Source organism: Pseudomonas sp. B1(2018), from assembly GCF_003097365.1.
GTDB lineage: Bacteria > Pseudomonadota > Gammaproteobacteria > Pseudomonadales > Pseudomonadaceae > Aquipseudomonas > Aquipseudomonas laurylsulfatiphila.
Genome location: NZ_PYUK01000016.1, coordinates 136,231 through 156,984, shown reverse-complemented (window position 1 = coordinate 156,984; position 20,754 = coordinate 136,231). Strand labels below are relative to the sequence as shown.

Below are 20,754 nucleotides of genomic sequence, written 5' to 3'. Positions count from 1 at the left end.
GGAACTGCCGAAGGCTGCGATCTTTTGCTTTCAGGTGCGGTGGCTTTGCTGATACTCCGCCAACGCTGGCAACAACTGCTTGTCGATCGCCTGACGCACCGCTGGCAGGATCGTCGCGCTGCTGGTGTACATCTGCTTGACCATGGTGCGCAGCACTATCGCCCGTTCATTGTTCAAACCTCGTACCGCGCACTCGCAAGCCTGCTCGGCCGTGGCGCCGTTCGGCACTTGAAACCCCAATGACTTGAGCTGGCCCAACAGGTCTTCCTGGTCTATCAAATCGGCGTGCATCATGACGCAATCCTTCTTCAGGGAACGGTGTCGTGGCTCGATTCTGGTAGGGCCACGCAGTAGCGGCAAGGGCGAATTGTCGCAATGGCCGCAATGGCTATGAACAGGTCGTTTTCGACTAACTTGCCGTGGGCAGGAGTGGGCACACTGGGCTCAGCTCGCTTCACGAAGGTTTGGTCACCCTCGCACGGCGGCTCCTCAACAGTACCCTCTGCCTCGATCCTGTCACGGCTTGATCGGGGCTTTTTTTGCCGGTTGAAAAGCAAAGGATCGCAACCTTCGGCAGCTCCTACATGGATCGTGTTTCACCTGTAGGAGCTGCCGAAGGCTGCGATCTTTTAGAGACTTAACGCTGCAACACCAGAATCCGCGACAACAACTCATCCCGGTCGACGTAGCAACCCTGGAAATGCCGCGCCCCGGTGGCGGGGTCGAAGGCGTTGCGGGCGTGCAGGGTGCGGCGGTTGTCGAAGCACCACAGCTCACCGGGACTGAGCCGCTGCATCAAGCGGAACCGGGGTTCGCGCGTCATCGCGATAAAGCGCCGGTAGGCGTGATAGAGCTTGGGCATCTGTTCCACCGAGGTGTCGAACGGTCCGCGCAGAAAGTTCGCCATGCGGATTTCCGATACCTGCCCCAACGTATCCAGGGCAATGATCGGCGCGAGGCGGCGGTAGTCGCTGTGGCGGTCCTTGTTGCGAAACTCCACGGGAATTTCGCAAAGGCTTTTGAATGACTCCGGGTCTTCTCGGCGCAGCGCATCGGCGATGGCAAAACCGTCGACAAAAATGCTTTCGCCGCCCTCGGCGTCATTGACCAGGCAATGCAGGAATTGCAGCCCCGGTTGCAACTCCCGGGTCGGCAAATCGCTGTGCAGCGGCAGGTTGAAGGCGGTGTAGGCGTTGCTGTCGGCATCGGCCTTCGATTGCACGTTGAACAGCACGCCGAAATTGCTTTCGCGGATGAAGGAAATCCGTTGCGCGATCAGCTTCAGCGAGCCGGGCTCGGTGGGCACGCCACGAACCTGGGTCAGGCCGACATCACGAACCGCCAGCAGCCATTGCAGCAACGCCTGCGGGTCGTTCATCAGGGCTTGATATTCGAACACCGGCAACTGCAAATCGCTGTGCCAGAGCCTGGCTTTGGGCTTGCGTGCCAGACGTTCGGCGCGGGATTCATCGTCATAGGCGTGGGCGCGCAGCCAGCCGGGATCGAAGCGGCTGGCGTGGCCATCCTGCCAATCCACCGACAGGCAACCATCGGTGTCGAGGTGTACGGCGCCAGGCATCAGGTCTTGAGCCACATCGACGATTTCCAGCACTTGCTCGCGGGTCACGGTGTAGACGCATTGTGGGCACGGGCAGTTATCCCGCAGCCATTGATGATGGAAAGGGCTGACGCGATCGTCGGCCCACTTCACCAGAACCCGGTCCGCCAGTGTTTGCACGCCAGTCAGCGCGCTGATCAACGGATAGGTACGAAAGTCGGCAAATGCAGCGGCGGTGTTCATGGCGATCTCCTTGTTATTTTTTTGGGGGTAATGCGATCACTCGGCCAATGTACCCGGGCGTTGGCAGGTCCGCCTGTTCGGCGACGATGGCTTGCAGCCGATTCAAGGATTGTTCGCTGAACGGGGCTGAACGCGGTCCGGCGAGATCCACGTGCAGCAGCATCTGTTCATTACCGGCGAGTTCCTTGTCATCACCGACCAGATGCAGGCTGTGATAGAGGTGCAGGCGTTTGCTGTCGTGGGCAATGATCTGGGTGTGCACTTCGACTTGGGCGTCGAGTTTCACTTCGTGCAGGTAGTTGAGGTGCAGCTCGAGGGTGAACAACGAGTTGCCGCTGGCTTCCCGGCTGTTGCTGTCCAGGCCCAGGCGATCCATCAGGGCATCGGTGGCGTAGCTGAAAATCAGCAGGTAGAAGGCGTCGCGCAGGTGGCCGTTGTAGTCGACCCAGTCGGGGATGATGGTGGTTTGGTAGGTGGTGAGGGTGGGCATGGTTTCTGATCCAATTTGTGTGGTGACTGGACTGCCGCTATCGCGAGCAAGCTCGCTCCCACAGTGATTTGCAGTGTGAATACAATCTATGTCACTCAGCAGATCCCCTGTGGGAGCGAGCTTGCTCGCGATGGGGCCAGTGCTGCTGGCCCCACAGCCTGGGCTTACTCGCTGAAGGCCATCCCATGCTTCTCTTTGGTGGTCTTCACCGCCTCCAGCACTGCCAGCAGGCAGTCATCACGATAGCGCTCCAGTGCCGAAATGCTGTGTTTACCCAGTTGATCGCTGGTGCCATCGACCACGTCGTCGATCAGTTTGTCGGTCAGTTCCGGGGCTGGCAGGTAAGTCCACGGCAACTGCAACGCCGGGCCGAACTGCGCCATGAAGTGACGCATACCGGCATCACCACCGGCCAGGGTGTAGGTCAGGAAGGTGCCCATGAACGACCAGCGCAAGCCTGCGCCGAAACGGATCGCATCGTCGATTTCACCGGTAGTCGCCACGCCGTCGTTGACCAGGTGCAGCGCCTCACGCCACAGCGCTTCGAGCAGGCGATCAGCGATGAACCCCGGCACTTCCTTGCGCACGTGCAACGGGCGCATGCCTAGAGACTCATAGACTTTCATCGCCGCTTGCACGGCTTCGGGCGCGGTGTTTTTACCGCCAACCACTTCGACCAGCGGCAGCAGGTAAACCGGGTTGAACGGGTGACCGACCACGCAGCGCTCCGGGTGCGTGGCACTCTCGTAGAACTCGCTCGGCAGCAGGCCGGAGGTGCTGGAGCCGATCAACGCATTGGGCTTGGCCGCCGCGCTGATTTTGCTGTGCAGGTCCAGTTTCAGCTCAAGGCGTTCCGGGGCACTTTCCTGGATGAAGTCAGCGTCGCGAACGCATTCTTCGATGGTCGCGACAAAACGCAGGCGATCCTGCGATGCACCCGGCGCCAGTCCTTGTTTCTCCAGTGCGCCCCAGGCGTTGGCGACGCGTTTGCGCAGGGCTGCTTCAGCGCCTGGCGCCGGGTCCCAGGCCACGACGTCCAGGCCATGGGCGAGGGCGCGGGACACCCAGCCGCTGCCGATGACACCGCTGCCCAGGGCGGCGAAGGTTTTGATTTCGGTAATAAAGCTCATGGCAATTTCCTGAAAGATTCGGTGACCCCTGTAGGAGCTGCCGAAGGCTGCGATCTTTTGATCTTGTTTTTGCGAGCAACATCAAAAGATCGCAGCCTTCGGCAGCTCCTACAGGGGGGTGTATGGAGTTAGCCGCGCTGGGTCAGGCCCATCTTTTTGCGGCCTTCAGCGGGGGTGAGCACGCGGGCACCGAGGCGGCTGAGGATTTCCGTGGCGCGTTCGACCAGTTGGCCGTTGGTCGCCAGCACGCCCTTGTCCAGCCACAGGTTGTCTTCCAGTCCGACTCGCACGTTGCCGCCGAGCAACACCGCTTGTGCCGCCATCGGCATCTGCATGCGACCGATACCGAAGCCGGCCCAGACCGCGTCGGCGGGCAGGTTGTCGACCATGGCCTTCATGGTGGTGGTGTCCGCCGGCGCGCCCCATGGGATGCCCAGGCACAGCTGGAACAATGGGTTGTCGAGCAGGCCTTCCTTGATCATCTGCTTGGCGAACCACAGGTGGCCGGTGTCGAAGATTTCCAGCTCGGCCTTCACGCCCAGCTCTTGAATGCGTTTGGCGCCAGCGCGCAGCTGGGCCGGGGTGGAGACGTAGATGGTGTCGCCGTCACCGAAGTTCAGGGTGCCGCAATCGAGGGTGCAGATTTCCGGCAGCAGTTCTTCGACGTGGGCCAGGCGGGTCAGCGGGCCGACCAGATCGGTGTTCGGGCCGAATTCCATCGGATTTTCGCCGGCACCGATTTCCAGGTCGCCGCCCATGCCGGCAGTGAGGTTTACGATGATGTCCACGTCCGCCTCGCGGATACGCTCCATCACCTCGCGGTACAGCGCCACATCACGGCTGAACTTGCCGGTTTGCGGGTCGCGCACATGGCAGTGAACCACGGTGGCACCGGCCTTGGCGGCCTCCACGGCGGCAGCCGCGATCTGTTTTGGGGTGACCGGCACGTGTGGGCTCTTGCTGGTCGTGTCGCCAGCACCGGTGAGTGCGCAGGTGATGATGACGTCGTGGTTCATTTGGCGGTTCCTTACAGGCGAGTTTTTGGTTTTGGTCAGGCGTGCTGGTCCCGTTCGCAGCCCCTTGGGGCTGCGAGACGGTGGTGGGTTCGGGTTTATTTACTGGTCAGTTGCAGGTTTTCAGCGGCCGGTTTGCCATCGAAGGTGGTGACGCCTTCAAGCCAGCGTTTTTTGTCCTGCGGGTGATCCTTGAGCCATTGTTTGGCCGACTCGAAAGCGTCCTTGTGATCCAGCAGTGGCTGCATCATCCGGCTCTCGTCTTCGGCGGTGAACGTCAGGTTGCTCAGCAGGCGACCGATGTTCGGGCATTGCTCGGCGTAGGTCGGCGCGGTGACGGTCCACACGGTGGCCTTGCCTTCGTTCGGGCCGAGGGCGTCGTCGCTGCCGGTGAGGTAGGTCATTTTCACGTTGACGTTCATCGGGTGCGGCGCCCAGCCAAAGAACACCACGGCTTCGTTGCGACGCACGGCGCGGTCCACCGCGGCGAGCATGCCGGCTTCGCTGGACTCGACCAGCTGGAACTTGCCGAGGCCGAACTGGTTCTTGGAGATCATCGCCTTGATCTGGGTGTTGGCGCCCGAGCCCGGCTCGATGCCGTAGATCTTGCCGCCCAGTTCTTTTTCGAACTTGGCGATGTCAGCGAAGGTTTTCAGGCCCTTGTCGGCGAGGTAGGTCGGCACGGCGAGGGTCGCGCGGGCGTCTTGCAGGCTTGGCGCTTCAAGCACCTTGACCTGCTTGGCATCGACGAAGGGGGTGATGGTCTGGGTCATCAGCGGGTTCCAGTAGCCGAGGAACAGGTCCAGACGCTGGTCGCGGATCCCGGCGAAGATGATTTGCTGGGAGGCGCTGGTTTGTTTGGTGCTGTAGCCGAGGCCATCGAGCAATACCTGGGTCATGGTACTGGTGGCGATCACGTCGGTCCAGTTCACTACACCCATGCGCACGTTCTGGCATGCGGCGGGTTCGGCGGCCATGACACTGGCGCTCAGTAACGCGGTACCACTGAGTGCAAGAATACAGCTGCTGATCAGTCGTTTCATTCTCAGGTTCCTCGGCAGTTCGTTTATTGTGAGTTCCGGTGTCTGATGCGCCGGTGATGCCAAGTTACGCAGCAAAGCACCGATGAAAGCGCACTGCGGCGACCAGCTCTTGCACTGCAGCGACCTGTGCTCTTGAAAGCCGCTTGCAACTGGCGTATCAACATCCTCACGCTACCCGCCCTCTCGTTACCCGGCCTCTTGTTACCTGCTAAGCGAGTGCGCTCCATGTCCCAGGATTTCTACTTCTTGTTGATGCCGGGTTTCTCGGCCATCGGATTTATCTCGGCCATCGAGCCGTTGCGGGTCGCCAATCGCTTTCGTGGCGAACTCTATCGCTGGCATGTGCTGAGCGCGGACGGCGGGGCGGTGCTGGCCAGTAACGGTATGTCGGTCAACGCCGATGCGGCGCTGGAGCCGCTGAAGAAGGGCGCGACACTGTTGGTGGTTGCCGGGTTCGAACCGCTGAAATTCGCCACCCCGGCGCTGGAGCACTGGTTGCGTCGGCTGGACAACGAAGGCGTGACCCTCGGCGCCATCGACACCGGCAGCTTCATCCTCGCCGAGGCAGGCCTGCTCGACGGCCATCGCCTGACCCTGCACTGGGAAGCCATCGACGCCTTCAAGGAGTCTTATCCACAGCTCAGCGTCACCCAGGAATTGTTTGAGATCGACCGCCGGCGCATCACCTCCGCGGGTGGCACCGCTTCCATTGATCTGATGCTGGATCTGATCGCCCAGGCCCATGGCCCGGAACTGGCGATCCAGGTCAGTGAACAATTCGTGCTCGGCCGCATCCGCCCGCGCAAAGACCACCAACGCATGGAAGTCGCCACACGCTACGGCATCAGTAACAAGAAGCTGGTGCAGGTGATCGGCGAGATGGAACAGCACAGCGAACCGCCGCTGAGTACGCTGGAACTGGCGGAATCGATCAAGGTGACGCGGCGGCAGTTGGAGCGCCTGTTTCGCCTGCACCTGAACGACACGCCGAGCAATTTCTACCTGCGGTTACGGTTGGAAAAAGCGCGGCAGTTGTTGCGGCAGACTGACATGAGCGTGCTGGAGGTGAGCATTGCCTGCGGGTTTGAGTCGCCGTCGTATTTCACCCGCAGTTATCGGGCGAAATATGAGCGGTGCCCACGGGAGGATCGACGTACTGCTAAAGCGTAAAATCAAAAGATCGCAGCCTTCGGCAGCTCCTACATGGGGTCTCCTGTAGGAGCTGCCGAAGGCTGCGATCTTTTGATCTTGGCGGTATTACTTCTTCAACAGCGCCGAACAAGCCGCTTTAAACGCCTCATGCTGATACTTGTTCAGCGTATCCGGCAGCTCGACATTGAATTTCTTGCACTGCGCGGTAATTGTTTGAGGCGACAGCAGCGTCACTTCGCAATTCTCCAGCAACTGGAAAACCCCTTCGATCTTGAACGTGGTCGGCCCACCGGCGAATTCACCTTTCTTGCTGCGCTTCTTGATCGCGATACGGTCGATGGAGTTCTCGCGCACAAACGAAGCGACCTGGGCTGCGAACACTTTGACGTTGGCGGCTTCGTCGTCATCGTCCAGGGCAATTTTCTTGGTGGCGAGCGCGACATGGCTCAGCGCCAGACCGTCCAGCGTGGCCACGGCGATGATCGCTTCGCTGCCTTTGATTTCGATGCCGCAGACTTTCATGTTGAATCCCTTTACTGGCTGAAGCGTGCAGCTTACAGCTCAAGTTGAGTGGCGGTGATACCAAACGCCGCGGCGATTTTTTCGCGGGTGGCCTTGCGAGGCTTGGCGACCGTTTCCTGTTGGGCAAATGCCGGCTGGGATATGCCCATTCGTTTGGCCACTTCATCCTGGGTAAGGTTCAAGTGTTCGCGCCAGGCGCGGATTGGGGTAGCGCCATCGACAATGCGGCTCACCACCTCGTGGGGGATCAAGTCGGGCTCGATTTTCTGTGCCACGTATTGCGCATAGGGAATGACAACAAAGGCTGGATTGCCTTCGGCGTCGTTGATGATTTGGATGTCAGTAGGTGCGTTCATCGCGTTTTTTAACCTCTTGAATACTGACCACTTTGATCGCGCCATCCCAGTCGAACATAACCCGGTAATTACCGACACGTAGCCGATAAGCGTAGTCATGACCGACCAGTGCTTTGACATTGCCTACATCGGGCATGTCTGCCAGCGCCGTGATGGCATCACGACCTGAATCTGGTGAGCGGAATGCAATCTCAAGAGTTGCTTAACGGCCTTTCGAGTCCAGTGGATGCTGTTCATTGAAGAATATAAGTCTTTTATAAGATTTGCGAATATTTACTTATATTTTTCAGGTGCACAATCAACAACGATTGTCAGCATGTTGCGTGAAAAGCCCACAGATTGGGGCTTCCAGGCAATACGTGTAGGCAGGGTCAGAACGTGTTGTAGGAAGAAGGGAAAGTGCTGTTGAAAGGTGGACGCAGTTCCAGCTTTCACCGGAATATTCAGGACTATTCCTGCCCAATCGACTCCAAAAACTCCGACCGCTCATCACTCATTCTTGCCACGCAATCATTCTGCGCAATGGTGAACGCCTTGCTGCCACCGGTGGCCGGGAAGGCTTCGACGGCGCAGTCGGCATCCCGGGTCTTCAGCCACTGCTGTTGGGCAGCCTTGAGCTTGGCGGTGATGTCGGCCAGTTGCGACGGGTTTTTGCCGTATTGCGACTGCATGCGATCGCTAAGGCCCTGGAGGTTTTCCTTGAGCAGGTCTTCGGCGGTGGTTTTGCTGAAGGCCGAGCACTCGAGGGTCTGGACGTCGTTTTCGACTTTATCGCACGGGTTGTCGTCGGACTCCTCCGCTGCGTGTACGCCGGTCGCAATCAGTGCCAAAGCCAGAAGGATGGATTTCATTCAGGTCGCCGCTCTATTCCAGTGATGCAGCGAATTCTGGCCCAAGCCGAGGGCCTTGAACAGGTCGCTGATTGTGCCTGGCGACGACCCTTTGTCGCGGATTGACGCTTTCGGCAAACCCTCTGTCGTTTTTGCACCCGGTCGCCGAGGCACCGAGGCATATGCTGGCCCCAAAGCGCCGGCAGACGATTCGGCGCATGAATCGCTAATAAGGGGACAGCCTGATGAGCCCAGCCGAATTGCACGCCGACAGCATCGTTATCGACGGGCTGATTATTGCCAAGTGGAACCGTGAACTGTTCGAAGACATGCGCAAGGGCGGTTTGACCGCAGCCAACTGCACCGTGTCGGTGTGGGAGGGCTTTCAGGCCACCGTCAACAACATCGCAGCTAGCCAGAAGCTGATCCGCGAGAACAGTGACCTGGTGATGCCGGTACGTACCACCGCCGACATCCGCAAGGCCAAGGAGCAGGGCAAGACCGGCATCCTCTTCGGCTTCCAGAACGCCCATGCCTATGAAGACCAGATCGGCTATGTCGAGGTGTTCAAGCAGCTCGGCGTGGGCATCGTGCAGATGTGCTACAACACCCAGAACCTGGTGGGCACCGGTTGCTACGAGCGTGATGGCGGCCTGTCGGGCTTCGGTCGCGAAATCGTCGCCGAGATGAACCGCGTTGGCGTGATGTGCGACCTGTCTCACGTCGGCTCCAAGACTTCCGAAGAAGTCATCCTCGAGTCGAAAAAACCGGTTTGCTACTCCCACTGCCTGCCGTCGGGACTCAAGGAGCACCCGCGCAACAAGTCCGATGAAGAACTCAAGTTCATTGCCGACCACGGCGGCTTTGTCGGCGTCACCATGTTCGCGCCATTCCTCGCCAAGGGTATCGACTCGACCATCGACGACTACGCCGAAGCCATCGAGTACGTGATGAACATCGTCGGCGAAGACGCCATCGGCATCGGCACCGACTTCACCCAGGGCCATGGCCAGGACTTCTTCGAATACCTGACCCACGACAAGGGCTACGCCCGCCGCCTGACCAGCTTCGGCAAGATCATCAACCCGCTGGGCATCCGCACCGTGGGCGAGTTCCCGAACCTGACCGAAACCCTGCTCAAGCGCGGCCACTCCGAGCGAGTGGTGCGCAAGATCATGGGCGAAAACTGGGTGAACGTCCTCAAGGACGTTTGGGGCGAATAAGCCACTGCATCTCTGAATCCTTTCCCCCGGCCGCCCGCGCCGGGGGCAACACCAAAATTTTTCTGGAGTTAAGTTTCCATGGCCAAGATCGCCCCGCAATTGCCAATCGAAGTCGACAGCGAGACCGGTGTCTGGACGTCCGACGCCCTGCCGATGCTGTACGTGCCACGGCATTTCTTCGTCAACAACCACATGGGCATCGAGGAAGTGCTGGGCGCTGAAGCCTATGCCGAAATTCTCTACAAGGCCGGCTACAAGTCCGCCTGGCACTGGTGTGAAAAAGAAGCCGAATGCCATGGCCTGGAAGGCGTCGCGGTGTTCGAGCACTACATGAAGCGCCTGTCGCAGCGCGGCTGGGGCCTGTTCAAGATCCAGGACATCGACCTCGACAAAGGCACCGCCAGTGTCAAGCTCGAGCACTCGGCGTTCGTCTATGTGTACGGCAAGGTCGGGCGCAAGGTCGACTATATGTTCACTGGCTGGTTTGCCGGCGCGATGGACCAGATCCTCGCCGCTCGTGGCAGCAAGATCCGCACCGTGGCCGAGCAAGTCTACGGTGGCTCCGAAGAGGGCCACGAAGACGGCTTGTTCATCGTCAAGCCGTTGTAAGTCGAGGAACCCGCCATGGCTTTCGAAGCAATGTTCCAGCCGATCCAGATCGGCAAACTGACCATCCGTAACCGCGTGCTCAGCACCGCGCACGCCGAGGTTTATGCCACCGACGGCGGCATGACCACCGATCGGTACGTCAAGTACTACGAAGAGAAAGCCAAGGGCGGTATCGGCCTGGCGATTTGCGGCGGTTCGTCCGTGGTGGCCATCGACAGCCCGCAGGAATGGTGGAGTTCGGTGAATCTGTCCACCGACCGCATCATTCCGCACTTCCAGAATCTGGCCGATGCCATGCATAAGCACGGCGCCAAGATCATGATCCAGATTACCCACATGGGCCGTCGCTCGCGTTGGGACGGCTTCAACTGGCCGACGCTGATGTCGCCGTCGGGTGTACGCGAGCCGGTGCACCGTGCCACTTGCAAAACCATCGAGCCGGAAGAGATCTGGCGGGTGATCGGTAACTACGCTCAAGCGGCCCGCCGCGCCAAGGCCGGTGGCCTGGACGGTGTTGAACTGTCGGCGGTGCACCAGCACATGATCGACCAGTTCTGGAGCCCGCGGGTCAACAAGCGTACCGACGAATGGGGCGGCACCTTCGAAGGCCGGATGAAGTTCGGTCTGGAAGTCTTGAAAGCCGTACGCGCCGAGGTCGGTGACGATTTCTGCGTGGGCATGCGCATCTGTGGTGACGAGTTCCACCCGGACGGCCTGTCCCACGAAGACATGAAGCAGATCGCCAAGTATTACGACGATACCGGCATGCTCGACTTCATCGGCGTCGTGGGTTCGGGTTGCGACACCCACAACACCCTGGCCAACGTGATTCCGAACATGAGTTATCCGCCGGAGCCGTTCCTGCATCTGGCTGCCGGCATCAAGGAAGTGGTCAAGGTTCCAGTGCTGCACGCGCAGAACATCAAGGACCCGAACCAGGCCACGCGTATCCTGGAAGGCGGTTACGTCGATATGGTCGGCATGACCCGCGCGCACATCGCCGACCCGCACCTGATCGCCAAGATCAAGATGGGCCAGATCGACCAGATCAAACAATGCGTCGGAGCCAACTACTGCATCGACCGTCAGTATCAGGGCCTGGATGTGCTGTGCATTCAGAACGCCGCGACTTCTCGTGAATACATGGGCCTGCCGCACATCATCGAAAAAACCACTGGCGTGAAACGCAAGGTGGTGGTGGTCGGCGCCGGTCCTGCCGGGATGGAGGCCGCCCGCGTGGCCGCCGAGCGTGGCCACGACGTGACCCTGTTCGAGAAAAAGGAATTCATCGGCGGGCAGATCACCACCGCATCGAAAGCCCCGCAACGGGACCAGATCGCCGGTATCACCCGCTGGTATCAACTGGAACTGGCACGGTTGAAAGTCGACCTGCGCCTGGGTACCGCGGCTGACGCGCCAACCATCATGGACCTGCGTCCGGACGTGGTGGTGCTGGCCGTCGGCGGTCATCCGTTCATCGAGCAGAACGAACACTGGGGCGCGGCTGAAGGCCTGGTGGTCAGCAGCTGGGACATCCTCGACGGCAAGGTTGCACCGGGCAAAAACGTGCTGGTCTACGACACCATTTGCGAATTCACCGGCATGTCGACCGCTGACTTCATCGCCGACAAGGGCAGCCAGGTAGAGATCGTCACCGACGACATCAAGCCGGGCGTGGCCATCGGGGGCACATCGTTCCCGACTTACTACCGCAGCATGTACCCGAAAGAAGTGATCATGACCGGCGACATGATGCTGGAGAAGGTCTACCGCGAAGGCGACAAGCTGGTGGCGGTACTGGAAAACGAATACACCGGTGCCAAAGAGGAGCGGGTGGTTGACCAGGTGGTCGTGGAAAACGGCGTGCGTCCGGACGAAGAAATCTACTACGCGCTGAAGGAAGGCTCGCGCAACAAAGGTCAGATCGACGTCGAAGCCTTGTTCGCGATCAAGCCGCAACCTTGCCTGGAACAGAGCGGCGACGGCTACCTGCTGTTCCGCATCGGCGACTGCGTGGCCCAGCGTAACGTGCACGCGGCGATCTATGACGCGTTGCGGTTGTGCAAGGATTTCTAAGCCTTTGACGTCCCCCGTGTAGGAGCTGCCGCAGGCTGCGATCTTTTGATTTTGTTTTCAAGATCAAGATCAAAAGATCGCAGCCTGCGGCAGCTCCTACACACCGACCGCGTTTCTCCAAGATGTTCTGGTGGGAGCTTCACCATGTTGAACACCCTTCTTCCAATCCTGTTGTTCGCAGCCCTGGGCCTTGGTGTCTTGGGCGCGTTGCGGCGGGTGGCCATGTGGCGCCGGGGCCGGGCTTCGAAAGTCGACCTGATCGGTGGACTGTTCGCCATGCCCAAGCGCTACATGGTCGACTTGCACCATGTGGTGGCGCGGGACAAATACATTGCCAACACCCACGTTGCCACGGCCGGCGGTGCGGTGGCGTCCATCGTGCTGGCGATTCTGGTGCATGGTTTCGGCCTGCATAACCGCTTCCTCGGCTATGCGCTGCTGCTGATGTCGGCGGTGATGTTCGTTGGCGCGATCTTCGTTTACCTGCGTCGGCGCAACCCGCCGTCGCGCCTGTCGAAAGGCCCGTGGATGCGCCTGCCGAAAAGCCTGCTGGCATTCTCGGCCTCGTTCTTCCTGTTGACCCTGCCGGTGGCGGGCATCCTTCCGGAAAACTTCGGCGGTTGGCTGTTGGCGGCGATTCTCGGGGTTGGCGTGTTGTGGGGCGTGTCGGAACTGTTCTTCGGCATGACTTGGGGCGGGCCGATGAAGCACGCCTTTGCCGGCGCCTTGCACTTGGCCTGGCACCGCCGCGCCGAGCGTTTTGGCGGCGGCCGTTCCACCGGTTTGAAGCCGCTGGATCTCAGCGACTTGAGTGCGCCACTGGGCGTGGAAAAACCCAAGGATTTCACCTGGAACCAATTGCTCGGCTTCGACGCCTGCGTGCAGTGCGGTAAATGCGAAGCCGCGTGCCCGGCCTTCGCCGCCGGCCAGCCGCTGAACCCGAAAAAACTGATTCAAGACATGGTCGTCGGCCTGGCCGGTGGCACCGATGCAAAATTCGCTGGCAGCCCATATCCCGGTAAAGCGATTGGCGAGCACGCTGGCAATCCACATCAGCCGATCGTCAATGGTCTGGTGGACGCCGAGACCCTGTGGTCGTGCACGACTTGCCGCGCCTGCGTCGAGGAGTGCCCGATGATGATCGAGCACGTCGATGCCATCGTCGACATGCGCCGTCACCTGACCCTGGAAAAGGGCGCGACCCCGAACAAGGGCGCCGAAGTCCTGGAAAACCTGATCGCCACCGACAACCCGGGCGGCTTTGCGCCGGGCGGGCGGATGAACTGGGCGGCGGACTTGAACCTCAACCTGCTCAGCGAAAAGAAATCCACCGACGTGCTGTTCTGGGTCGGCGACGGCGCCTTCGACATGCGCAACCAGCGCACCCTGCGCGCCTTCGTCAAAGTGCTCAAGGCGGCGAAAATCGACTTCGCCGTACTCGGCCTCGAAGAACGTGACAGCGGTGACGTGGCCCGACGCCTGGGCGATGAAGCAACGTTCCAATTGCTGGCCAAGCGCAACATCCAGACCCTGGCCAAGTACAGTTTCAACCGCATCGTCACCTGCGATCCGCACAGCTTCCACGTGCTGAAAAACGAGTACGACGCCTTCGACGGCAACTACCTGGTGCAGCACCACAGCACCTACATGGCGGAAATCATCGATGCTGGCGCGCTGAACCTCGGTCAGCACAAAGGTGACAGCGTGACCTACCACGACCCGTGCTACCTCGGCCGCTACAACGGCGAATACGAGGCGCCGCGCCAGGTGTTGCGTGCCCTCGGGATCGAAGTGAAAGAGATGCAACGTTCCGGTTTCCGCTCCCGCTGCTGCGGCGGTGGTGGCGGTGCACCGATCACCGACATTCCGGGCAAGCAACGCATTCCTGACATGCGCATGGAAGACATCCGCGAAACCGGTGCCGAACTGGTGGCCGTGGGTTGTCCACAGTGCACCGCGATGCTCGAAGGCGTGGTCGAACCCCGGCCGCTGATCAAGGACATCGCCGAACTGGTGGCCGACGCGTTGCTCGACGACGCTGCGCCCGCCAAGACACCCGTCAAGCGCGAACCTGCGGAGGCCCACTGATGAGCGACATTATCCGCCGCGACCCGCGGGCCGAATGGATCGCCCGCAATCGTCTGCATCCATTGCACGCGGCCATGCAACCGGCGCAGCACAGCTGGATGGGGCCTAACGGTGTCATCCGCAAGAATCCCCATGGCATTGGCTTTATCGGCCCCAATGGCATCAAGCGCATCGACCGCAGTGGGGCCCAGCAGGGCGGGACGACTAAACGTTCAGCCGCGGTTGAAGTGCAATTGCCATTGCATCAGGTGGCCGCGCCGGCGTTTTACATCAGCGTGGTGCCGGACATGGTCGGTGGCCGCTTGAGCAGTCACGACCGCGACCTGCTGGGCCTGGCCCATCAACTGGCCGGCAAGGACGGCGCAGTGCTGGCCGTGGTGTTCGGCGAGCACAAGGAAAGCGCTTTTGCCACGGCGGGCGTCGACCGCCTGCTGGTGTTGGAAGGCGAAGCATTCAGCGGTTATGCACCGGAGCAACGGGTCCAGGGGCTGCGGGCTGTGGATAACCAGTTCAGCCCGCGTCACTGGTTGTTGCCGGACAGTCGCACCGGTGGCGGGGAACTGGGTCGGCGCTTTGCCGCTGCCCTGGGCGAACGCCCGGCCACTCGGGTCTGGCAGGTCAAGGATCAGGAGTGCATCGGCCGCGCCGGTGCCGGTCTGCAAGACCTTGCCCGTCCGTTGGCGCGCTTGATTCTGGCGGCTGCCGAGTGCGCTGAACCGGTCAGTGAAACCCGTCATGAAGCGTTGCCGGTGGAGTTATCCACAACCGTGGCGCGCAGCCTGTCGCGGATCGAAGATCTGGGCGCGGTAGCGGTGGACCCGGCGGCGATTCCGATGGCCGAAGCCGAGTTCATTTTCTCCGGCGGCAACGGGGTCAAGGACTGGGGACTTTTCCACAGGACCGCCGAAGCCCTCGGCGCGACCGAAGGCGCATCGCGGGTGGCGGTGGACGACGGCTTCATGGCCCGCGATCGTCAGGTCGGGGCGTCCGGTACCTGGGTGACTGCACGGGTCTATGTGGCTGTGGGGATTTCCGGGGCGATCCAGCACCTGCAGGGCATCGGTGCCTGCGACAAGGTGGTGGCGATCAACCTCGACCCTGGCTGCGACATGATCAAGCGTGCCGACCTCTCGGTAATCGGCGAGAGCGCGGAGATTCTTCAAGCCTTGATCGACGCGGTAGAGGCTTACCGCAACGACGCCAAGCGCGATGCGGCTTAAGGGAAGGAAAGGGTTATGAGCACGAAAATCATCAGCCTGGTGTCCATCGGCGCCCACCCGACGTCCGGTCGGCCGCGTCGTGCGGAACAGGATGCGCGGGCGGTGGAACTGGGCCTGCAACTGGCTGGGGATAACTTGCAGGTGCTGCATGCCGGCGATGTCGCCGAGCCTGCGCTGCGCGCTTACCTGGGTATGGGCCTGGAAGAGTTGCATGTGCTTGAGCAGCCCGAGGGTGCCGATGCGCTGCCGGCATTGACCGAGTATCTGCGCGATGCCGGTGCTCAGGTGGTGTTGACCGGCAGCCAGGCGGAAACCGGTGAAGGTTCGGGCATGTTGCCCTTCCTGCTGGCTGAAAGCCTGGGCTGGCCGCTGGTGGTGGGACTGGCACAGGTCGAGTCCATCGATGGCGGTTCGGCGCTGGTGCTGCAAGCCTTGCCGCGCGGTCAACGTCGTCGGCTGAAGGTACGCCTGCCGTTTCTGGCAACGGTGGACAACGCCGCGCCCAAGCCTCGCCAGAGCGCGTATGGCCCGGCCCGACGCGGCGTGCTGCAAGCGCAGGACGTTGAAGTCATTGATGATGAACTGCTCGCGGTCGCCAGCCTGCAACCGGCCAAGCCACGGCCCAAGCGCCTGAAAGTGATCAAGGCCAAGAGCGGCGCCGACCGCATGAAAGCCGCGACGGCCAAGGCCAGTGGTGGAGGCGGGCAGGTGCTCAAAGGCGTGACGGCCCAGGCCGGCGCCGAGGCGATTCTCAAGCTTCTGATTGAAGAAGGTGTAGTCCGCTAGGGCTTGTTGTAGGAGCTGCCGCAGGCTGCGATCTGTTGATCTTGTTTTTAAAAATGAAGGTCAAAAGATCGCAGCCTGCGGCAGCTCCTACATGTGAATCGTATAAATCTGACAGAGAAAACAATGGCAGTTGAATTTCGTTCGGCAGTGCGTGCAGACGCGCGTGAGATTGCGCGTCTGTTCCAGATTTCATCGGAAGGCGCTTCGGATTATATCTGGAGCCAACTGGCCGAACCTGGCCAGACATTGCTGGACGTCGGTGCCATTCGATATGCCCGGGACGACGTCGATTTCTCCTACCAGAACTGCCTGATTGCCGAGGCCGATGGTCAGGTCATTGGCATGATGCACAGTTACGCGATGCGCCACGATCCACTGGCGGTGCCGACGACCGACCCGGTGCTGGCGCCTTATGCCGACATGGAAGTGCCCGACACCCTGTATATCTCCAGCCTGGCCCTGCATGAAGGCTGGCGTAACCGGGGGCTGGGCATGCAGTTTCTCGCCCATGCCCAAGAACGGGCCGACCGGCTGGGGCTCAATGGCTTGAGCCTGATCGACTATGCCGCCAACACGGGTGCCCGGCGTTTTTACGAGCGACACGGTTTCGGGATCATCAAGACCTGCCAGGTCACCCCTCATCCCATGATCCGCGTCACCGGCGACGCCTATCTTATGCACAGGCCCTGAGCTGGATCGGGGGTGTTTCACCCGCGACAGTTATCCACAGCGCCACGCATTCTTTTTCTGACTCCACGCCGACAAGGGCGGTGAGCTACAGTTTTCTATGCGCTGATCAAGGGTGTGGCACGCTTTCGGGAGTTTTCAGACATTCAGCGCTGACTCATAAAACCCGGTTTTATGACTGGCTTGAATATGAAGACTTTCGCTCTTTTGGTGCTCTTTGCCACGGCCATGTGGGTATCCACAGGCTTGATGTCTGCCGTCCAGACAAAAGCACCCGTGGCCGATCAGGACTTTTATCAGTGGGTCGAGACCGAACAGGGGCGCAACGCGTCCCTGGCTCAACTGCGGCAACAGTGCGACAAGGTTCTGGATGCCGATAAGCACCTCGACTGTTCGGTGACGGTCCTGGCCAGAATGCTCGAAGCCAAGGTCGCCAACCAACTCCCCGAATACTTTATGGCGATCAAGGGCAGGCATGCCCGGGCGATAGAGGCCAGCGCCGATCTGAAACCGCTGTTCTCCATGTTCGGCGACAAATCACTGGCTATCCTGGCGACGACTGGCAATTTCTCGGTCAGCGGTTCGGCGCGGCATGAGGTATTGCCGCTGCATCCGTATGCCAACGACTTTTACATCGCGCAGGAAGTGCTGCCGTTTATCGATGTCGGTGCGGCCAACGGTGTCTCGGCGCGTTTTGTGCTGGACACGGGGGCACCGCAAACCCGGGTCAACATCGACACGGCGAAACAGATGGGCATCAGGTTGTTGCCCGATGCTCAGTATCGCTACAGCACGTTTTATGGCGAAAAAGGCCTGATCGCGAGGCTGGGCATTCTCGGGTCACTCAAAGTCGGCACTCGCGAGTTCAGGAATGTCCTGGTGTTTGTCAGCGACCGGGATAATTTGTTGGGGCTGGACCTGATCAGCAAACTGGGGCGCTTGAAGATCACCAGAAGAGCCCTGGAACTCAATCCTGCGCCTGTCAGGCGCTGCGATGCGTTCATTGCCTTTAGCCGCCAGGATCTCAACCAGCGGCTGGTGGTGGCCGCTCAGCTGGATCGCCGGACAACGCAGGCCATCATCGATACGGGAAATGTCGACTACCTGACGGCCTCGTCACCTGGCAGGCAGGTCAATGCCGTGCAGGCACTGACACCAGGAAGCTCGAACGGTTACACCGGCGACAACAAGCACTTTCAACGCTTCGACGGCGTACTGGTCATGCAAGGCAACATCATGGCGGTCAGCTACAAATACTTTCCGGGCTTCACCATCCCGCCGTCGCTGCTGGGCGGGCAATACGTGCCGTCGATATTGCTCGGTTGGCGCGCCTTCAAGGACTTTGAATTGAACCTGGACCTGGCCTCGGGTCGCTCATGCTTCAATAAAGTCTGAACACGGCGGTGTTTACCCACAATCCCTGTTGGTGGTTCTGTGGATAACATGTTCGCCCCTCGCTACGACCCATGTAAATCAAGCCCTGCAAAGCGTCGTTCAAAAAACAACCAGCCTGGTTCGTGGTTTTTCCAAGCTTTTTCAAGGGGATAAGTGCTGCTGTTAAGGCAGACTTGCCCCCAATCTCTGTTGGCGCTTCTGTGGATAAGATGTTTGCTATCGGCTGCAGGCCTTGTAAATAGCGGTTCGCAGGCGTCTGATCATAAAGTGATCAAAAGGTGGTTTTGCATTACCGGCTTTCACGCAAACGCTGGATTTTTCAAGGTTTCTGCGGTTTTCCACAGAGCCTTCCAAGTTAACCCCAAAGTCTGTTGGTGCTTCTGTGGATAAGGTGTTTGCCATCCTATGAACGCCTTTAAAAACGTGGCTTTCAGGCTTTAGATCAAAAAACGACCAGTCCATCCGTAGAAGCAGGCTTCTGGATAAGTCACGGTTTTTCTTTGGTTTTCGTGAAGAAAATTTCCGGCATATCCACAGTTGTCCCCAATAGCTGTGGGTGGAGATGTGGATAACTTGTTTGCGGAAGGCTGGGAGGTGCGGCGGGCATAGGTCTGAACGAGATAGGTCATATTTCGTACAGTTCTATGAATGACGGGCAAGCCCCCTGTAGAAGCGAGCCTGCTCGCGATGGACGTCAACGATAACGTTGGCAACCTGACACCCGGCGGCGTTCTCAGGCTCATCGCGAGCAAGCTCGCTCCTACAGGGAGTGGATTTAGCCTTGGACTGGAACGCCCTTGAGGTACGGTGCAGGCTCGGCCCCCAGGTTGCTCAGCAGACGCTCGCTGTACCAGTCCACGAAGTTCACCACGCCGAACTCATAGGTCTTGGAGTACGGGCCTGGCTGGTACGCGGTGGAGTTGATGCCGCGCTGGTTCTCTTCGGCCAGACGACGGTCCTGGTCGTTGGTGGCGTCCCAGACCTGGCGCATGCGCTCCACGTCGTAGTCCACGCCTTCGACCGCGTCCTTGTGCACGATCCACTTGGTGGTGACCATGGTTTCCTGGGCGCTGATCGGCCACACGGTGAACACGATGATGTGGTCGCCCATGCAGTGGTTCCAGGAGTGCGGCAGGTGCAGGATGCGCATCGAGCCCAGGTCCGGGTTCTTGATGCGGCCCATCAGCTTGGCGCAGCCCTGTTTGCCGTCCATGGTCATCGACACGGTGCCCTTGAGCAGTGGCATGCGCACGATGCGGTTGCGCAGGCCGAAGCTGGCGTGGGCGTACGGGATCTTCTCGGCTTCCCAGGCGGCGGCGGAGGCGGCCACGTGGTCCTTGAACGCCTGGTCGGCGCGCGGGTCGGTGACGTCGTCCCATTCCAGCAGGGTTTTCAGCAGTTCCGGGTGCGATGCGTTGCAGTGGTAGCACTCGCGGTTGTTCTCTAGCACCAGCTTCCAGTTGGCCTTTTCCATCAAGGTGGTTTGCACCGCCACCTTGGTGTTTTCCATGTCGTACGGTTCCATGTAGTGGTTGAGCGTCGACAGGAAGTCATCGATGGCTGGCGGGTTCTCCGCCAGGCTGATGAAGATGTAGCCGCCGGCAGTCTTCACGTTCACCGGTTTGAGGCCGTACTGATTCATGTCGAAGTCGGCGCCCATCTCGGTGCCGGCGAACAGCAGGCGGCCGTCGAGTTCGTAGGTCCATTGGTGGTAGTGGCAAACCAGCTTGGCGACCTTGCCCTTGTCGCTGGTGCACAGGCGTGAGCCACGATGGCGGCAGACGTTATGGAACGCGTGCACCACGCCTTCGGCGCCACGGATCACGATGATCGGGTTCTTGCCGACCTGCAGGGTCAGGTAGTTGCCCTTGGTGGGGATCTCGCAGGTCATGCCGGCGATCAGCCACTCTTTCTGAAAGATTTCCTGCATGTCGATATCAAACAGGCGCTCGTCGGAGTAAAACGGCTGCGGCAGCGAGAACGTGCGCTCGCGCTCCTGCAGCATCTGCGCGGTGGCCTTGCGTGCGGGTTCCAGCGGATCGCCCAGGCTCAGGGTAGTAGTGACGTCCATCGTTTAATCCTCAAGGCCATTCTGTGTGGCCGGCGAAAGTGGCTAATCAGGTGTGCTGCTCAGGGTTGCTACGCAAGGTGTAAAGAATGTGTCTTGGTATGGGGCGAGTGTGGGGCCGGCGCAGGCCAGAACCTTATCCATGGGCGACATGGTGCAATCTGTTCCCGACGCGCAAGCCCCGGTCGTTGGGGGCTGGTCGCGATAAGCATGTCAATGTCGCAGATAGGTAAATGGGTGATCCGCGCTATACGCAGAATCGCCA

General features: G+C 60.1%; 19 protein-coding genes and 1 pseudogene. 9 read left to right on the top strand and 11 right to left on the bottom strand.

Features of this window, described 5'->3' with window-relative positions:
• Nucleotides 1-30 precede the first annotated feature (30 nt).
• The 6 genes from C9422_RS23400 to C9422_RS23370 form a co-directional block, all read right to left on the bottom strand.
• Nucleotides 31-294 (bottom strand): hypothetical protein, encoded by a 264-nt coding sequence (locus tag C9422_RS23400; RefSeq protein ID WP_103396701.1) that lies wholly within the window; start codon nucleotides 292-294, stop codon nucleotides 31-33.
• A gap of 343 nt (nucleotides 295-637) precedes the next feature.
• Nucleotides 638-1,801 (bottom strand): gamma-butyrobetaine dioxygenase, encoded by a 1,164-nt coding sequence (locus C9422_RS23390; protein ID WP_116582305.1) that lies wholly within the window; start codon nucleotides 1,799-1,801, stop codon nucleotides 638-640.
• A gap of 13 nt (nucleotides 1,802-1,814) precedes the next feature.
• A complete protein-coding gene (locus tag C9422_RS23385; RefSeq protein ID WP_102700687.1) occupies nucleotides 1,815-2,291 on the bottom strand; it encodes a thioesterase family protein in 477 nt (158 codons plus the stop codon).
• Nucleotides 2,292-2,455: 164 nt separating this feature from the next.
• Nucleotides 2,456-3,421, bottom strand: coding sequence for an L-carnitine dehydrogenase (locus tag C9422_RS23380; protein ID WP_095964145.1), 966 nt, complete (start codon nucleotides 3,419-3,421; stop codon nucleotides 2,456-2,458).
• A 128-nt stretch (nucleotides 3,422-3,549) separates the two neighbouring features.
• The gene (locus tag C9422_RS23375) at nucleotides 3,550-4,437 is read right to left on the bottom strand and encodes a 3-keto-5-aminohexanoate cleavage protein (RefSeq protein WP_007975497.1); all 888 of its coding nucleotides are present in this window, start codon (nucleotides 4,435-4,437) and stop codon (nucleotides 3,550-3,552) included.
• A 95-nt stretch (nucleotides 4,438-4,532) separates the two neighbouring features.
• Nucleotides 4,533-5,477, bottom strand: a complete 945-nt coding sequence (locus tag C9422_RS23370; protein ID WP_116582304.1) for a choline ABC transporter substrate-binding protein — start codon at nucleotides 5,475-5,477, stop codon at nucleotides 4,533-4,535.
• A 225-nt stretch (nucleotides 5,478-5,702) separates the two neighbouring features.
• On the opposite strand from C9422_RS23370, the gene C9422_RS23365 reads away from it, so the two are divergent.
• Entirely contained in the window at nucleotides 5,703-6,647 is a 945-nt protein-coding gene (locus C9422_RS23365) for a GlxA family transcriptional regulator (protein ID WP_102700689.1), read from the top strand.
• An 87-nt stretch (nucleotides 6,648-6,734) separates the two neighbouring features.
• On the opposite strand, the gene C9422_RS23360 is transcribed toward C9422_RS23365, so the two are convergent.
• The 4 genes and pseudogenes from C9422_RS23360 to C9422_RS23345 form a co-directional block, all read right to left on the bottom strand.
• Nucleotides 6,735-7,151 carry a DUF3010 family protein gene (locus tag C9422_RS23360; protein ID WP_007975500.1) on the bottom strand — a complete coding sequence of 139 codons (417 nt, stop codon included), beginning with the start codon at nucleotides 7,149-7,151 and terminating at the stop codon, nucleotides 6,735-6,737.
• A gap of 32 nt (nucleotides 7,152-7,183) precedes the next feature.
• Nucleotides 7,184-7,507 (bottom strand): helix-turn-helix domain-containing protein, encoded by a 324-nt coding sequence (locus C9422_RS23355; protein WP_007975501.1) that lies wholly within the window; start codon nucleotides 7,505-7,507, stop codon nucleotides 7,184-7,186.
• Nucleotides 7,491-7,744, bottom strand: a pseudogene (locus C9422_RS23350) (type II toxin-antitoxin system RelE/ParE family toxin). The gene C9422_RS23355 and the pseudogene C9422_RS23350 overlap by 17 nt, the downstream one beginning before the upstream one ends.
• A 212-nt stretch (nucleotides 7,745-7,956) precedes the next feature.
• Nucleotides 7,957-8,358, bottom strand: a complete 402-nt coding sequence (locus C9422_RS23345; protein ID WP_116582303.1) for a lysozyme inhibitor LprI family protein — start codon at nucleotides 8,356-8,358, stop codon at nucleotides 7,957-7,959.
• A gap of 224 nt (nucleotides 8,359-8,582) precedes the next feature.
• Here C9422_RS23345 and C9422_RS23335 point away from each other — a divergent pair, with 224 nt between their 5' ends.
• From C9422_RS23335 to C9422_RS23300, 8 genes are all read left to right on the top strand, one after another.
• Nucleotides 8,583-9,560 (top strand): dipeptidase, encoded by a 978-nt coding sequence (locus tag C9422_RS23335; protein ID WP_015097138.1) that lies wholly within the window; start codon nucleotides 8,583-8,585, stop codon nucleotides 9,558-9,560.
• A 78-nt stretch (nucleotides 9,561-9,638) separates the two neighbouring features.
• Entirely contained in the window at nucleotides 9,639-10,169 is a 531-nt protein-coding gene (locus C9422_RS23330; RefSeq protein WP_007975505.1) for a DUF5943 domain-containing protein, read from the top strand.
• A gap of 15 nt (nucleotides 10,170-10,184) precedes the next feature.
• Complete coding sequence (dgcA, locus tag C9422_RS23325; protein WP_007975506.1) at nucleotides 10,185-12,245, top strand: dimethylglycine demethylation protein DgcA; 2,061 nt, start codon at nucleotides 10,185-10,187, stop codon at nucleotides 12,243-12,245.
• Nucleotides 12,246-12,389: 144 nt separating this feature from the next.
• Nucleotides 12,390-14,333, top strand: coding sequence for a dimethylglycine demethylation protein DgcB (dgcB, locus tag C9422_RS23320; protein ID WP_116582302.1), 1,944 nt, complete (start codon nucleotides 12,390-12,392; stop codon nucleotides 14,331-14,333).
• Nucleotides 14,333-15,553, top strand: coding sequence for an electron transfer flavoprotein subunit alpha/FixB family protein (locus tag C9422_RS23315; protein ID WP_007975508.1), 1,221 nt, complete (start codon nucleotides 14,333-14,335; stop codon nucleotides 15,551-15,553). Before dgcB ends, C9422_RS23315 begins: the two co-directional genes overlap by 1 nt.
• A gap of 15 nt (nucleotides 15,554-15,568) precedes the next feature.
• Nucleotides 15,569-16,339: an electron transfer flavoprotein subunit beta gene (locus tag C9422_RS23310; RefSeq protein WP_116582301.1), complete on the top strand. Its 771-nt coding sequence runs from the start codon at nucleotides 15,569-15,571 to the stop codon at nucleotides 16,337-16,339.
• Nucleotides 16,340-16,462: 123 nt separating this feature from the next.
• Complete coding sequence (locus C9422_RS23305) at nucleotides 16,463-17,029, top strand: GNAT family N-acetyltransferase (RefSeq protein WP_116582300.1); 567 nt, start codon at nucleotides 16,463-16,465, stop codon at nucleotides 17,027-17,029.
• Nucleotides 17,030-17,254: 225 nt separating this feature from the next.
• Nucleotides 17,255-18,421 carry a retropepsin-like aspartic protease gene (locus C9422_RS23300; protein ID WP_116582315.1) on the top strand — a complete coding sequence of 389 codons (1,167 nt, stop codon included), beginning with the start codon at nucleotides 17,255-17,257 and terminating at the stop codon, nucleotides 18,419-18,421.
• A gap of 775 nt (nucleotides 18,422-19,196) precedes the next feature.
• Here the strand turns inward: C9422_RS23300 and gbcA are convergent.
• Nucleotides 19,197-20,492 (bottom strand): glycine-betaine demethylase subunit GbcA, encoded by a 1,296-nt coding sequence (gene gbcA / locus C9422_RS23295; protein ID WP_007975514.1) that lies wholly within the window; start codon nucleotides 20,490-20,492, stop codon nucleotides 19,197-19,199.
• Nucleotides 20,493-20,754: the final 262 nt, after the last annotated feature.